The following is a 14,600-nucleotide window of genomic DNA, read 5'->3' as shown; positions in this document are numbered from 1 at the left end:
GTAAGGGATTATAAGAGGTTATAAAGGAGGCAAAATGGCACAGGATATGCCAGAAGTAGTTGCGGAATTTGGTACTACGCCAACGGTGACGTTCCCAGCGCTTGAGCCGCCAGCAGGGCTTAAGGTTGTTGAATTGGTAGAAGGTAATGGGCCTTTGGTTCGTGCTGGAGACACTGTTACCGTTAATTACCATGGCGTTGTTTGGGGAGCAAGTGAGCCTTTTGACTCTAGTTTTGCTCGTCATACTCCTGCCAGCTTTGGTATTGGTGTTGGTCAGGTTATTCAGGGTTGGGATCGTACTGTTCCAGGACATAATGTTGGTTCCCGCTTACTTGTTTCTATTCCGCCTGAGTATGGTTATGGTTCACGAGGTGTTCCGCAGGCTGGAATTGGTGGTTCGGACACCCTCGTTTTTGTGATTGATATTATTTCTACTCGCTAAACGCGAGTGATTGTTTTGTTGCTTTTATTCTTTATTCTTTGTTAAGGAGATTGCAAAATGGCTGAAGAAAAAATAATTCTGTTAACTAAAGAGGCCTACGATAAGCTTAAGGAAGAATTAGCTCATCGCGAGGGTGAATATCGTGATGAAATCACCGAGCGTATTGCTGCTGCTCGCGCCGAAGGCGATTTGTCTGAAAACGGTGGCTATCAGGCTGCTCGCGAAGAGCAGGGCAAGAACGAGGGTCGTATTAACGAGCTTATTGTTAAGCTACGCAACGCAAAGATTCTTGAGGCTCCAGAGGAAGGCCTTGTTGGCAATGGCTCTGTTGTTACTTTAGATCTTGCTGGTCGAGAGATGACTTATGTTCTTGGTTCTCGTGATATTGCTGTTGCTACCGATTACGATGTTATTAGTCCAGAATCTCCGATTGGTGCTGCAATTATTGGCGCTAAAGCGGGTGATACTGTTAGCTACTCTGCTCCAAATGGTCGCCAAATTTCTGTAACCATTAAGGATTCTCATCCACTCGCTTAAACAATGAATTTGTTTTAATAAGCGAGCACATACTTGTTATCTATCTATTTTCTCTAATCGCTGTGATTTAGAATCTATATGATTTATAGGTCACAGCGATTTTATTTATATGCTTATTTGTATCCGTTTAACAGTATTGCTCTTTAGCTGTTTTAATCTAGTAAATCTTGTAAATCTCTTAAATCATTAAATTTTTCTTAAAATGGTAACAACTTTGCCCATTATCTTTGCGTGAGACCCATCTATAGGGGAATACGCTGGATTGTGAGGCATAAGCCAAACGTGACCATTTTCTTTTCTAAACGTCTTTACAGTTGCTTCGTTATCTAGCAGCGCAGCAACAATATCTCCATTTGTTGCTTCGTTCTGTTCTCGCACAACAACATAATCACCGTCGCAAATTGCTGCGTCAATCATTGAATCTCCGTGTACTTCTAGCATGAACAGATTTCCGCTTCCAGTAAGTCTTTCTGGTAAACGCATAACATCTTCAACATGTTGTTCAGCTGTTATAGGTGTTCCTGCAGCGATTCTTCCAACAAGAGGAACATCGTGAGAGTTTATCAAAGACTCACTGTTATACATGCTCACATCGATAGCTGATTGTTTTTCAAGCAATGCATGGGCTTTTTCTTTATTCTTTTGTATAAAATCTCCAATAACTTCAATTGCTCTACCTTTATTTGCGCTTATTCGTATTAATCCTTTCATCTCGAGTGCTCGTAATTGATGTTTTACGGAAGAAGGACTTCTTAAGCCTACAGCTTCACCTATTTCTCTAAATGATGGAGGGAATCCATGTTCTTCGAGGCATTGCTGTATAGCATCCATGATTTTTCTCTGGCGATCTGTTAGTGGCTCAGCGTTGTGCGCCGCAGAATCACTAAGCTCGTTTTGGGTGGTATTCATGGTGTCTCCTTTCGTTGTTTTACATTCTAATACACTTTTCTAAAAAAATCAAACATATGTTCGACACGCCGTTGCATCTTTAGAACAAATGTGTCAAGATTAATACACTTGTTCGATAGAACAAATGTTCATGTCAATTAAAGAGTAAGAAAGGATAGTTATGTATAAGAACTCGAACTCTTCTAATGGTATTAGTTATTCAACGCTAAATCGTGCCGCTCTGGCTAATAAGGGTTACAAAAAACGCAAAAATAAATTATTTATTCGTTTTATAGTTTTTTCTGCGTTAGTTTGTTTTGTTTGGATTATTTTTATGCCAAAGCCAGCTGTTTCGGCCGTATCAAAATCCTTTGTAACGTATACTGTTCGACCTGGAGATACCTTGTGGAGTTATGCAAAATCAATAACAGATAAAAATGGCAATATTTCTGATTCTGTTGATTACCTTATGCAATTAAATAATCTTGATTCTACAGATTTAGAAGTAGGGCAGTCTATACGAGTACCTTTTATTGACGACTGATTTTGTTATTACAAATATTATTAGAATGGAGTATTTATGAGTTCAGATTATGAATATAATTCGTCAGACTCATATGATTTGTTTGCATTATATTATTGCGATGATTCTGCATGTTGCAGTTGTAATGATCTAAGCGTTAAGCCAATTGTTGAACCACTTGTTGTTATGGATGTATCTATATATCCATCTATTCGAGTGTTTTGCGATAAATTTTATAAAATATACGAGGAAAAATATGAAAAAATCGATTTATTTATATAAAACATTGAAATATATATAACATATTTAATTAATTTTTAGTATGCTGTATATATGCATTGTCCTTTTTGTAAGAATTCCGATACTAAGGTTATTGACACTAGAATCAGCGAGGATGGATATTCAATCCGTCGTAGGCGCGAGTGTCAGATGTGTGGTAATCGTTTTACAACAGTAGAAACTACGCAATTGCTTGTTATGAAGCGTTCTGGTTCTGTGGAACCTTTTGATAGAGCAAAAGTGGTTGCTGGTGTTGGAAAAGCTTGCCAGGGTAGACCAATAGATTCTGAGGAGCTAAAGACTCTTGGAATGGAAGTTGAAGCTGATTTACGTGCTCGTGGATTAGCTCAAATCACATCCGAAGATGTTGGAAAAGCAATATTAAAGCCGTTGCGTGAATTAGACGAGGTGGCGTATCTTCGTTTTGCTAGCGTATATCAGAATTTTACTGGTTTGGAAGATTTTGAACGTTCAATAGATGATCTTAAGAAAAGCAAGTGATTGTGCAATGTTTTACATTGAGTGAACACTTTGTGAATATTGCTAAAAGTATAAGTTTGAGTATTTGAGTTTGTGTGAATGTTGATTTGCTGTTTGTTAGCGAATCGTTGAGTCTTAGAATAAATATGGTTATAGTGTGAGGGATAACCTGATTTGTTTGACCCAATTAAAGGGTCAAACAAATAACAAGGTTGTTAATAGTTGGGTTTACTCAGTACTTTTACTTCGCGATCATTACTTTGAAAAATTGGCGTCGTCTTGTGTGCGCAAGACAACAAGACGCTGTGTTGGTCTTGTCATTGCAACGTATAGATTTGCCGCTGCGCTAAGTCTGGATGCTGCTTCTTGTTCTATAGCAGAAGGTTGCATTAGGATTACCGCATCGTATTCCAATCCCTTAACATCTTCCGCACTGCAAACGCTAATTTGGCTATCGTCAAAGTTTTGCTGAATTATGCGTGCATATTCCTTAGTTGAAAGATTCTTGCTAAGAGTATTTTTAACGATTTTGTTTGCATGCTCTATTAGTTCTTGAGGAACAATAATTGCTACGCGTCCGCTTCCGTCTTCGGAAACAAATTCGTTAAATAGATCAATGCAATATTTAGCAAGCATATTATTAAGCTCATTTTGATTCTGAACCGTATGTGTAACAAGCGAATCTGGAACAGATCTAACTGCATTAACTGTTGATATATATAAGCCAGAATTATTTGCAACTTTTCCTGCAGCTTCAGAAACTTCTTTAGGATTACGGTAATTAATTGTTAGTTCATAAAGATCCCAGTTTTCGTTTCCAAACAATGAGCTCATGTTTTTTTGCCAACTATGTGTACCACCTAAAGAGGAGGTTTGTGCAACATCGCCAACAATTGTAAATGAGCGTGAAGGGCACCTGCGTATTAGCATTCGCCAATCCATTGCAGTAAGCTCTTGCGCTTCATCTACAACAACATGACCATAAGTCCACTCTCTATCCGACGCGGCAAGATTTGCAACCATACTTGCATCGTTACCTTGAATATTCTCAATAAGCATATCGGCGGTAATAATGCCATTTCCTATGCCATTTTGTGCAAGAGTATCGGAAGCATATTGCTGTTCTTCGAGTTTTTTACGAGCGAGGGCAGCGTTTTGTGCTTCAATCTTTGGATCTGGGCCTAGTAGCTCCATAGCTTCGTCAAGAAGTGGGATGTCGGACTGAGTTAAAGGACTTCCTTTTGGTCTAATTAATGCACGAATATCATTTTCACTTAACCAAGGAGCATATATGCGAAGTTGTTCAGGTTTAGAAAAGAGTTGGTCTATAAGCCAATTGGCATTCATAGGTAGCCAAGCAAGATTTAATGTAATCTTGAGCTTATTTTCCATTCTAAGTTGCGAAGTAATATCGGATATCTCCGCTTGGGAAGGAACATAATCAAGCTGTTCTAGATACCTGTTTCTAAGCGAACTTATAACTGACTTTACAAAGGTTTTACGCGCCTGGTTATGAGGCTGGTGTGTGCGCTGAGCGTCTAATTGCGCAAGCTCTATATCTTCCTTCTTTAATTGCACAGCAAAACCATTTATGCGTAGTGTTGGCAAATCTTTAGGAATGCGTATTCTTGCGCAAATAGCGTTTTGAATAACGTTTTTCATGCGGTACATTCCCTTAAGTTTTGCTGCATGAGGAGTGTCTTGCACTGTTGCATGAATATTTGGGATTAGATCCGCTATAGTTCTGCTAACAACACCAGTTTCACCCAAAGATGGCAAAACTTGATCTATGTATCTTAAGAATGCGGAGCTTGGTCCTACGATCAAAACGCCTGATCTTTCAAGCTTTCTGCGATGCGTGTAGAGCAAGTATGCTGCTCTGTGCAAAGCTACTGCAGTTTTGCCTGTACCAGGTCCGCCTTGAACAACAATTGTACGGTCTAGAGGAGCGCGAATAATGCGGTCTTGTTCTGCCTGAATGGTTGCAACAATATCCGTCATTTTTCCAGTTCTACGAGAACCTAGAGAAGCAAGCAATGCACCTTCGCCAGTAAGTGTTCCTTGCTTAGATGCTTTGTTTACTTCGTCTGAATGAATATCTAGAATCTCGTCTTCAACTCCTACAACTTCTCGGAATTTAAGAGTTATGTGCCTACGCATAACAATGTCTCCATGATTTGAAGGAGTTGTTTCGTAGAATGGTCTGGCTGCTTCTGCTCTCCAATCAGTTAAGATTGGGTCGTGATTTTCGCTTAGTAAACCGATTCTTCCAATGTAACGTCTTATGCCTTCTCGGTCGTCTAGTCTGCCGAACACGAGTCTATCTTCTACAGCTCTAAGTTGCGTTAAACGATCTTCGTACATTGTTGCAAAAGAATCTCGTTCTGTTCGCTGAGTTGGTGAGCCATGCGAGCCTGCAGCGCGTACAGAATCAAGCCTTGCTCGGATTGTTGAACGCAAGTTATCTAATCGGCTGTAAGCGCAATCAACAGCTTGTTGTTCTTCGCTGAGTTGTGAGGAGTACGTAGACATTTGTGTCCGTTCTTCTTAAAAGTTGGGCTAAAACTAGGCGTTTAAGTATACCTCGAGGCTAATACACGTTGCATGTTTCCAATCTAAGTTAAAAAAATATTATTTTTTTATAAAAAAGTGGGGATTTTTGGTGAGAAATGGGGTAAAATGGTGAACGATGTGCAAGTGGCATATTGCATGTTGAAAAGGAGGTGGATTTATGGCTAGTAACAATGCTGGCGCAAATGCGCAAGATAAAGCCAATTCCTCCTTTAAGCATGCTCAAAATCCATCTGGTTATGATTCTCAAAATACGGCTCAAGCTAATGCCCAAGATGCGCATATGCCAATGCAAAATTCTCAAGCGTACGCTCAGCCTTATTATGTGATGCCGCAAATGCCGCAAATGTATCAAGCGCAGCAAATGCCGCAAATGCATGTTATGCAGCCTGTTATGCAACCTCAACCTACGTCTTCGGCTTTTACATCCACTCCTTTGCCTCAAGACGCGGTTTTTGGTGCTAATAATTTGCAAAGTCAGGCTAATAATCACGTAAAGAATCCGATACTTCTTGGAACTTATTCTCCAAAAATAGATGCAAAGGGTCGTGTGGCTTTACCAGCAAAATTCAGATCCCAGTTGGGCGATGGTTTTGTTATGGCTCGCGGACAAGAGCGATGCGTTTATGTTCTTCCAATGCAAGAGTTTGAGCGTATTACAACTCAGATTCAGCTCACATCTATGAGTAATAAGTCTGCAAGAGACTACCTTAGAGTCTTCCTTTCTGGCGCTGTTGATCAGGAGCCAGATAAGCAAGGACGTATAGTGGTTCCTCCAATGCTAAGAGATTATGCCAATCTTGGAGATGAGATTGTTGTAATTGGTGTTGGAACTCGCGCAGAAATATGGAACAAATCTGCTTGGAACAATTATCTTGCAGATAAAGAGCAAGATTATGCAGATATTGCAAATGATGTTCTTCCGGCGGTGGCACAATGAAAGATTTATCTACAATTCATGCGCCAGTACTGTTGGAAGATTGCGTAGATCTTGTTTCTCCAGCATTAGATTACAAAGATTCTATTGTTGTTGATTGCACTCTTGGGCTTGCGGGTCACGCAACAGCTTTTCTTAAAGCTGCTCCACTTGCAACTCTTATTGGAATAGATAGAGATAGTGAAGCTCTTGAATTAGCTACACGAAGAATGCGCGAAGAAGGATTAGAAAATCGTTTTATTCCAGTGCATGCTGCATTTGATGAAGTTGACAAAGTTCTTGAAGATTTAGAAATCGATAAGATTGACGCAGCGTTTATGGACTTGGGTCTTTCTAGTTTGCAAATAGACGAGGAAGATAGAGGATTTTCTTATTCTCATAACACAGTCTTAGATATGCGCATGGATACAACTCAAAGTGTTACTGCTGAAACCATTCTTGCTACCTACAGCGCATCCAGTCTTGCTCAAATATTCCGTGAGTATGGTCAAGAACGTTTTTCTGGGCCAATCGCAAGAAAAATAGTGCAAGTTAGACAAGAGAATCCAATAAAAACATCTGGTCAACTTGTTGATTTAGTGGATCATGTTATTCCGCGTGCTCATCGTGCTCCAGGAAATCCAGCTAAACGAGTTTTTCAGGCTCTTAGAATCGAAGTTAATGGAGAATTAGATAAGCTTTCTAGGACTCTGCCAAAGCTTGCTTTGCGCTTAAATAACGGCGGCAGAATTGTTGTTGAGTCTTATCATTCTTTGGAAGATATTACAGTTAAGCGTTTTATGAATAAAGGCTTAGAAGTAGATGTTCCAGCAAATATGCCAATTATTCCGCAAAGTGCAAAACCTTTCTTTAAGTCTTTAACTCGCGGAGCTATTAAAGCATCTAAAGAAGAAATTGCAAATAATACAAGGTCTTCTTCTGTTCGCTTACGCGCAGTGGAGCTTATTAGAGATATTCCAGATAGGTGGATTAAAGACTTTACAGCTATTGCTCAAGGAGAAGATTCATCTTTGCATCGTTCTTCTTCTAAAGCGAATGGTGTAAATAACAGCAAAGGAGGCAGGTTCTAATGGATAAGCCAAGTAAAAACCGTGCTTCTAGGATTGCTGCGTCTTATGCAAGTTCATCTGCTCCTGCTGGGCGAGTAAATGATAAAGCAGCTGGTAATAATTCAAGGCAAAATCGTGTTTTAAAGTCGATTCCATTAGTGTTTAGTGCCTCTGACCGTAGGTCTTACACAGTAATGAATAACTTACATAGAGTTATAGAGTGGAGTAACACTCGTAAGGCTCCTCTTTTCAACTTGATTATTGTTGTTATTTTCCTTTTTGTTACGCCTACTACGTCTTTGTTATTGCGCACAAAAATGGCGGAGATATCTTTTGAACAAGCTGCCACTCAATCAAGTATCTCTAGGCTTCGTCAAGATGTGGAAACTGCGCAAACAAAGTTAGATGCGCTAGAAGCGGATCTTCCAGCAAAAGCACAAGATATGGGAATGATTCCACAACAGGGAGCAATAACAGTTGATTTAAGTGCTTATGCCAATAAAAAGAAGGCAGAACAAGCTGCTATTGAAGCTCAAAAAGCTAAGCCAGAGCAAGCACAGCAAAAACTTAAACAACAACAAACTAAACCAGATAAAACTAAATCAGACAAAACTAAACAACAAACTAAACAACAGCCAGAACAAAAAAATAAGGAGAAACATTGATGAACCGCCTAATCAAGCAACGTTTCGCCAAATACTCAGGCAAAATGAAAACAGTATTGTATTATGCCAAACTTGCTGGTAAAAAGTTGCGCTCTATTACAAGCAGAGTGAGCAAAATCAGCAAGAGCAGATTCAATACGAGTAAGTTGTACAGATCATACGGCAGTAATGCCGCGCGTTCTGGTTCTGGTTATGCTTCTTCTGGAGCTAATGCACGTTATGGCGCTCAAACTAGCGTTATACGAAACACGGTTTTTGCAAAAAAGTGTATTGCTGTTGCAATGATATTCGCGTTTATTGCATCTGTAGCAATAGTAAAACTTAGCTTTATACAGTTAATCAATGCACGTTCTACTGCTCAGGCGGCGCAGGCAGAACGTAGCAGAACTCGTCCAATACTTGCTCGTAGAGGTCGTATTTTAGATGCAAATGGTTCTGTTTTAGCTCAAAGTGTTGAAAGATACAATATAATCGCAGATCCTATGAATGCGCAATCCTTTAAGCCAACTCCTTGCACAAAGCAAACTGCTGGTAATTGTCATGCGATTAATGGTAAGGATGTTGAAGGTACGGGTGCTGTGGCGGTGGCTCGTCTTTTAGCTCCAATTTTGCATATGAGCTCTGTGGAAATTGGCGGCAAGATTGCAGGCGTAGGACGTTACGCTGTTATTAAACGAAATGTTAAGCCTTCTGTTAAGCGTGCAATAGACAAACTTAATCTTTCTGGTTGTGTTTATGCAGAAAACAGTAGCGAACGCGTATACTCTAGCGGCCCTATTCTTGGTGCTTTAATCGGCTCTGTTAAAGATGCTGAAGAAAGTGCTCGTAAGGAAGCAAAGGGTAGAAGAGGTGAAATTGGTGAATCTGGACTAGAGCTTTCTCAAGATAAAGTTTTGACTGGTAAAGATGGGTATCAAAAATATCAAGGAAATAATATTGGAAACGAGAAAATTCCTGGAACTGTAAGCGAATATAAAGATGCCATAAACGGTAACGACATAAAGCTAACTGTTGATAGCGATGTAGATTGGTATGTTAAAAAGGCTCTTCTAGACGGCATGAATAGGTATAAAGCTGGATGGGGCGTTGCTGTTGTTCAAGATATTCGCACTGGAGAGATTGTTGCCATTGAAGATAGTGACAGCATTAAGGCTGGAAGTACTGAGGCTAGGGCATCTGTTTCTAAAGCAGTTAGCCAAGTATTTGAACCAGGTTCTATTGGCAAAGTATTCTCAGTTGCAGGCATGGTTCAAACTGGTGCTCGTCAATTAGCAGATAAATTCTCTGTTCCTGGAAGTATTGAAAGCCACGGTCAGCTTTTCCATGATTCTCATAGCCATGGTGTTATGAAGCTTACTTTGGCTGGCATTTTAAAGGAATCATCTAACGTAGGTATGATTCTTGCTGGCGAAAAATATCCGAATAATAAGCGTTACGAATTCTTGTCTAAGTTTGGAATTGGCCAATACACTGGATTGGGTTTGCAAGGCGAATCGCAAGGTTTGCTACCAAGTGTTCAAGCTTGGGATATTCGTAAGCAAAATACTGTACTTTTTGGTCAGGGATACGCAACTAACGCTTTGCAAATTACAAATGCAATTGCAACAATTGCAAATAAGGGCGTAAGGTTGCAGCAATCTATTATTAAGTCGGTAATTGACTCACACGGAAGAGTTAATGAGCATAAAAGACCTCAAGGAGTTCGCGTTTTAGATGATCATGTAGCTGATCAAATGTTAAACGCTATGGAGTCCACTGCAGAATATTACGGTAGCTACATATCTGTTAATGGATATCGAATTGCTGCAAAGAGTGGTACTGCAGAAGTTGCTGGATTTGGCGGAGCGCTTAGCTCTACAGTTGCAGATTGCGCAGCAATATTGCCTGTAGATAATCCACGTTTTGCAATAACTGTAGCATTAAGCAATCCAGAAGGTACATTCGGTGTTTATACTGCGGCGCCTATTATAAAAACAATAGGCGAGTTCCTAATGCAAAAGTACAACGTTCCAGTATCGACGCCTCGCACCAATCCTATTGCTGTACAATGGTAATAGATAGCGAGCGAGGGCGAGTGCGAGTATGAATGCTGTTGATGAATTTTCTAGAACAAGAGTAACTCTTGGTTTTGCTGCACAACAATACGGTTTTGAAGTAATACCATCTTTTGCTTCTGGAATAACAATTACGTCTTTAGCGTGTGATGTTAGGAATGTTAAGCCTGGGTGTCTTTTTATTCCTGCAAATCGCGTAGATAAAAGACAATTGGAAGCTGCTAGAGATGCTGGAGCATATGCAGCAATGGTTACTCCAGAGTTTAGGTCCGAAGCTATGAGCGTTGGTATTCCACTTTTAGTTTCTTCCAACAATCCAGTAACTTTGGGTAAACTTGCTTGCGATGTTAATAATGATCCATCTTCTTTTATAGCGACTTTTGCGGTTGCTGGCGACGATGATGACGAAGTCTATGCAAATGTTATACGATTAGCTGATTTTCTTCATATGCTTGGCAATCCAATTGGTGTTATAAGCGCTGCAGGGTCTAATTCTCTTCAGCGAGAACTGGATTTAGAATATCCGCTTGGAATAGTTGATATTCAGCACAATTTGTCGGTATGCGTAGAAGATGGTGCTGCAGCTGTTGTTATAGCGCTAAATTCTGCAACTCTTAAAAAAGACGCTTTGCAATCTGTAAACATTGATGTTCTTGGAGTTGAAAGCAATAATGCGCTAGCAATGGCAGGAAGTCTTGATTTGTATAAGTCAGATTCCAGTTCGCAAGCTATTGAACACAGTGGTGGCGATTTGGCATATGATTCAAGTTTGGCAAATTCAAAAGATAAGTCGCAAGCAAGCGGCACATTAGAAGCCAAATCTAAAGTGGATGCTAATTCAGAAGATTCGCAAGATTCGCATGAGTCTAAGTCTAAAGAATCATCGGAATCACTTATATATAGTAATAAAAAAGATGATTCTAAGATTGATTACAAGAACGATTCCAAGATTGACGAATCAAGCATAAAATCTGCGCGCCCTGTAATGAGTTTTTATAATTTGCAACAAAGGTATGGATTTATAAGTCACGAAAGATCTTATTGTGTAATGCGTTCTAGGGAATCCGATGAGTTAGCTGCATTAGCAGATCAAATCGGCGGCAAAAGTGTTAGTAAACATCTTTCTCTTTCAATCGCAATGGTTCTTGCTGCTGGTGTTAGAAGAGGAACAATTAAGAGCGCGTTGCGAGTATCTCACGAACTAAAATAGAAACCAATATTTAAGAGCAGAAAATGTTTTCAATAGAGCAAAATAGCAAGCAAAATAGCAAGCAAAATAAAATTACAGACACTGTTTTTACGCAAGATAGCACTCATATGATGCCTATGAGCATTAAAGAGGTAGCAGATGCTGTTAACGCAAGCGAGCTTTTATGCGGTTCGTCGGCGTCGTGCGATTCGGCATCTTGCGATTCGGTAAAAGGCACCGATATTGTTAATTTCGCTACAAGTGATTCGCGTAACGTTGCTTGCGGAGCGGTATTTATTGCTATAAAGGGCGAGCGAGTAGACGGACACGATTTTGTTCAAAAAGCAGCTCAACTTGGAGCCAAAGCTGCGATTGTGGAACATGCTGTTTTGCTAGATGAAAGTGTGCAAAACAAGATTGCTCAAATCGTTGTTAAAAATTCGGTTGAAGCGCTTGGGCTTTTAGCAAAACATAATTTAGTTCGCCGCCGCGCGTTAAATACGCCATTTAGCATTATTGGCATAACTGGTTCCGTTGGAAAAACTACCACAAAAGATATGCTTAATGCTTTGCTTTCAACGCTTGGTAATACAGTTGCGCCCGTTGGGTCTTTTAATAACGAGATTGGATTGCCATTAACGTCTTTGCGTGTAAACGAGAATACGCGATTCCTTATTGCGGAGATGGGTGCAAATCATGTTGGAGAAATTGCAATGCTCACAACTATTGCGCCTCCAGACTTATCGGTTGTATTAAAAGTTGGTGTTGCTCATTTGGGCGAATTTGGATCTGTAGAAAAAATTGCGCAAGCTAAGAGTGAGATTGTTAGGGGACTTTTGCCTCATGGTGTTGCAATTTTGAATGCAGATGATTTTCGCGTTGCAGCTATGAGCAAGCTGGCTGATCAAGATAAAGTTCGCTGGTTTGGCTTAAATGTTGATAATAATGGCAATTTTGATGCATCGAATAATGGTAATTATCAATTGCGCGCGCAAGATATTTCTTTAGACGAAAGTGGTTGTGCAAAATTTACGATTATCGAAAGCGAAAAAATCGCGACTAGTGAAAATAGTGCAATTAGTGAAAATAGTACAACACTACATCTTGCGCTTCCTGGCGCGCACAATGTTATGAATGCTCTTGCTGCATCAAATGTTGCACGATATTTTGGAATGAGTCTTAAAAACATTGCTCTAGTTTTGAATAAAGTTTCGCATATTAGCCCGCATCGTATGCAAATTTCTGTTATTTGCAAAGATGATAAAAAATTTACACTTATTGACGATTCGTTTAATGCAAATCCAGACTCTATGAAAGCAGGAATTGACGGATTATGCTCTTATGAGTCCAATGATTCTTCTAATTCCGCTAACTCTTCTAACTCCGACGATTCTGCAAATTCTGCCGATTCTGCCAAGTCTTCATCTGCCAAACTTTTTAGAATCGCTGTTTTAGGCTCAATGCTGGAACTTGGAAAAGACGAATATAACATGCATGAGTCTATAGGAAAATATGTTGCACAAAAGAATATTGACGCAATAATTTCCGTTGGATCTTCCACGAGTGAAAAATTAGATGAATTAGCTTCTTGCATAGCTAAAGGTGCTAGAGATAATTGGCAAAATAACAGAAATAACATAAATAACATTGTAAATAAGTATCAAAATAACAATGTTGATGCTAAAAACAACGTGTACTTTGTGCATGATTGTATTGAGGCGAATAATATTGTTTGGAGTCTTGTGGGTGAGCATTCTAGTACTGTTGTGTTGTTAAAGGGGTCTCATGCTTCGGGGCTGAGTGTTTTGGCTGAAAGCTGGGCTAAACTTAGTAAGAGTCTTAACGCTAGCCTTAACAAACATACGGAGGTTAACCTGTGATTGCGCTTATTGTGGGAATAGTGGTTTCGCTAATAGTCACTATTGTTGGCACGCCGCTTTTAATCCGCTTAGTACACCGATTAAATTACGGACAATACATTCGCCAAGACGGTCCGCAATCACATTTAGTTAAGCGAGGCACGCCTACAATGGGCGGTGTTGTTATTAATCTTGCTGTTGTGGTTGGATGGGCTGCATCTGCTTTGTACAGGTATTTTTCTGTTGGCAGAACGCCTTCTTGGTCTGCAGTTCTTGTTCTTTTTGCAATGCTTTCAATGGGCTTTTTAGGTTTTATTGATGATTTTGCAAAGGTTAGAAAAAAGCAAAATCTTGGTCTTTCTGTGCGTGCAAAGTTGTTTGGTCAGATTATTTTTGCAAGCATTTATGCGCTTTTAGCTCTTATGCTTCCAACTCAGTCGGGCATTGCAAGCGCGCAGCCTGGCATGAGTTTTATAGAAAAGCCATTCTTTGATTTTTCTATGTTTGGCAAAGCAATAGGAATCGTAATTTTTATTGTTTGGGTAAACTTTTTAATGGCTGCATGGTCTAATGCAGTAAATCTTACAGATGGATTAGACGGCCTTGCTGCTGGATCTTCTATGATTGCTTTTGCAGGATATGCGCTTATTGCTTTTTGGGAAAGCTACCATGTTAAAGGCGGCGGTCACTTTGGATTCTCTTATGCTGTATCGGATCCGCTTGATTTAACAATTATTTCTGTTTGTGCCGCCGTTGCTTGCTTTGGATTCTTGTGGTACAACTCAAATCCTGCTCAAGTGTTTATGGGAGACACTGGTTCCTTGGCTTTAGGTGGTCTTTTTGCTGCACTTTCCATTGCTACTCACACAGAGTTTTTGGCTGTTATTTTAGGCGGACTGTTCGTTGCAGAAACTTGCAGTGATGTGATTCAGGTTGGCTGTTTTAAGTTAACGCATAAGCGCGTGTTCAAAATGGCGCCAATTCATCATCATTTTGAGCTTGTTGGATGGGCAGAAGGCAAAGTTGTTGTTCGTTTTTGGATGATTGAGCTTATGTTTGTCTTGTCTGCGTTGATGACGTTCTATGCGGATTGGGCAGGCCGTTCTGGATTGTTGATTTAGGGTGAT

Annotated in this window: 13 protein-coding genes; 11 read left to right on the top strand and 2 right to left on the bottom strand. The window is 39.9% G+C overall.

Going from position 1 to position 14,600, the window contains the following annotated elements; translation table 11 throughout:
- Positions 1–34 precede the first annotated feature (34 nt).
- Positions 35–442: an FKBP-type peptidyl-prolyl cis-trans isomerase gene (locus D0T20_RS05390; protein WP_004130076.1), complete on the top strand. Its 408-nt coding sequence runs from the start codon at positions 35–37 to the stop codon at positions 440–442.
- A gap of 57 nt (positions 443–499) precedes the next feature.
- On the top strand, positions 500–979 hold the full coding sequence (locus D0T20_RS05385; RefSeq protein WP_004132677.1) for a GreA/GreB family elongation factor: 480 nt from the start codon (positions 500–502) through the stop codon (positions 977–979).
- Positions 980–1,165: 186 nt separating this feature from the next.
- On the opposite strand, the gene lexA is transcribed toward D0T20_RS05385, so the two are convergent.
- Positions 1,166–1,888 carry a transcriptional repressor LexA gene (gene lexA / locus D0T20_RS05380; RefSeq protein ID WP_004130078.1) on the bottom strand — a complete coding sequence of 241 codons (723 nt, stop codon included), beginning with the start codon at positions 1,886–1,888 and terminating at the stop codon, positions 1,166–1,168.
- Between the two features lie 160 nt (positions 1,889–2,048).
- On the opposite strand from lexA, the gene D0T20_RS05375 reads away from it, so the two are divergent.
- Both D0T20_RS05375 and nrdR read left to right on the top strand, forming a co-directional pair.
- Positions 2,049–2,411, top strand: a complete 363-nt coding sequence (locus D0T20_RS05375; protein WP_116438630.1) for a LysM peptidoglycan-binding domain-containing protein — start codon at positions 2,049–2,051, stop codon at positions 2,409–2,411.
- Positions 2,412–2,723: 312 nt separating this feature from the next.
- On the top strand, positions 2,724–3,170 hold the full coding sequence (gene nrdR, locus D0T20_RS05365) for a transcriptional regulator NrdR (protein ID WP_116438629.1): 447 nt from the start codon (positions 2,724–2,726) through the stop codon (positions 3,168–3,170).
- A 234-nt stretch (positions 3,171–3,404) separates the two neighbouring features.
- On the opposite strand, the gene D0T20_RS05360 is transcribed toward nrdR, so the two are convergent.
- The gene (locus D0T20_RS05360; protein WP_116438628.1) at positions 3,405–5,681 is read right to left on the bottom strand and encodes a HelD family protein; all 2,277 of its coding nucleotides are present in this window, start codon (positions 5,679–5,681) and stop codon (positions 3,405–3,407) included.
- 199 nt (positions 5,682–5,880) lie between these two features.
- Here D0T20_RS05360 and mraZ point away from each other — a divergent pair, with 199 nt between their 5' ends.
- From mraZ to mraY, 7 genes are read left to right on the top strand one after another with little or no spacing between them, the layout of a single operon-like run.
- Entirely contained in the window at positions 5,881–6,660 is a 780-nt protein-coding gene (mraZ, locus tag D0T20_RS05355; protein WP_116438627.1) for a division/cell wall cluster transcriptional repressor MraZ, read from the top strand.
- Positions 6,657–7,727 (top strand): 16S rRNA (cytosine(1402)-N(4))-methyltransferase RsmH, encoded by a 1,071-nt coding sequence (gene rsmH / locus D0T20_RS05350; RefSeq protein WP_116438626.1) that lies wholly within the window; start codon positions 6,657–6,659, stop codon positions 7,725–7,727. Before mraZ ends, rsmH begins: the two co-directional genes overlap by 4 nt.
- Positions 7,727–8,371, top strand: a complete 645-nt coding sequence (locus D0T20_RS05345; RefSeq protein ID WP_116438624.1) for a hypothetical protein — start codon at positions 7,727–7,729, stop codon at positions 8,369–8,371. The genes rsmH and D0T20_RS05345 overlap by 1 nt, the downstream gene beginning before the upstream one ends.
- Positions 8,371–10,425, top strand: coding sequence for a peptidoglycan D,D-transpeptidase FtsI family protein (locus tag D0T20_RS05340; protein ID WP_116438622.1), 2,055 nt, complete (start codon positions 8,371–8,373; stop codon positions 10,423–10,425). Before D0T20_RS05345 ends, D0T20_RS05340 begins: the two co-directional genes overlap by 1 nt.
- Before the next feature lie 28 nt (positions 10,426–10,453).
- Positions 10,454–11,635, top strand: coding sequence for a UDP-N-acetylmuramyl peptide synthase (locus D0T20_RS05335; RefSeq protein ID WP_116438621.1), 1,182 nt, complete (start codon positions 10,454–10,456; stop codon positions 11,633–11,635).
- Between the two features lie 23 nt (positions 11,636–11,658).
- Positions 11,659–13,494, top strand: coding sequence for a UDP-N-acetylmuramoyl-tripeptide--D-alanyl-D-alanine ligase (locus D0T20_RS05330; RefSeq protein ID WP_116438619.1), 1,836 nt, complete (start codon positions 11,659–11,661; stop codon positions 13,492–13,494).
- On the top strand, positions 13,491–14,594 hold the full coding sequence (gene mraY, locus D0T20_RS05325) for a phospho-N-acetylmuramoyl-pentapeptide-transferase (RefSeq protein ID WP_016802455.1): 1,104 nt from the start codon (positions 13,491–13,493) through the stop codon (positions 14,592–14,594). Before D0T20_RS05330 ends, mraY begins: the two co-directional genes overlap by 4 nt.
- The last annotated feature ends 6 nt before the right edge of the window (positions 14,595–14,600 follow it).

The sequence above is a fragment of the Gardnerella piotii genome (assembly GCF_003397585.1).
Taxonomy (GTDB): domain Bacteria; phylum Actinomycetota; class Actinomycetes; order Actinomycetales; family Bifidobacteriaceae; genus Bifidobacterium; species Bifidobacterium piotii.
This window is presented reverse-complemented; position numbering and strand designations above follow the sequence as displayed.

Coding starts and splice junctions, on each gene's coding strand:
- D0T20_RS05375 (WP_116438630.1), top strand. CDS start 2,049: ATGTATAAGAACTCGAACTCTTCTAATGGTATTAGTTATTCAACGCTA.
- lexA (WP_004130078.1), bottom strand. CDS start 1,888: ATGAATACCACCCAAAACGAGCTTAGTGATTCTGCGGCGCACAACGCT.
- D0T20_RS05330 (WP_116438619.1), top strand. CDS start 11,659: ATGTTTTCAATAGAGCAAAATAGCAAGCAAAATAGCAAGCAAAATAAA.
- nrdR (WP_116438629.1), top strand. CDS start 2,724: ATGCATTGTCCTTTTTGTAAGAATTCCGATACTAAGGTTATTGACACT.
- D0T20_RS05335 (WP_116438621.1), top strand. CDS start 10,454: ATGAATGCTGTTGATGAATTTTCTAGAACAAGAGTAACTCTTGGTTTT.
- mraZ (WP_116438627.1), top strand. CDS start 5,881: ATGGCTAGTAACAATGCTGGCGCAAATGCGCAAGATAAAGCCAATTCC.
- D0T20_RS05390 (WP_004130076.1), top strand. CDS start 35: ATGGCACAGGATATGCCAGAAGTAGTTGCGGAATTTGGTACTACGCCA.
- D0T20_RS05345 (WP_116438624.1), top strand. CDS start 7,727: ATGGATAAGCCAAGTAAAAACCGTGCTTCTAGGATTGCTGCGTCTTAT.
- rsmH (WP_116438626.1), top strand. CDS start 6,657: ATGAAAGATTTATCTACAATTCATGCGCCAGTACTGTTGGAAGATTGC.
- D0T20_RS05385 (WP_004132677.1), top strand. CDS start 500: ATGGCTGAAGAAAAAATAATTCTGTTAACTAAAGAGGCCTACGATAAG.
- D0T20_RS05360 (WP_116438628.1), bottom strand. CDS start 5,681: ATGTCTACGTACTCCTCACAACTCAGCGAAGAACAACAAGCTGTTGAT.
- D0T20_RS05340 (WP_116438622.1), top strand. CDS start 8,371: ATGAACCGCCTAATCAAGCAACGTTTCGCCAAATACTCAGGCAAAATG.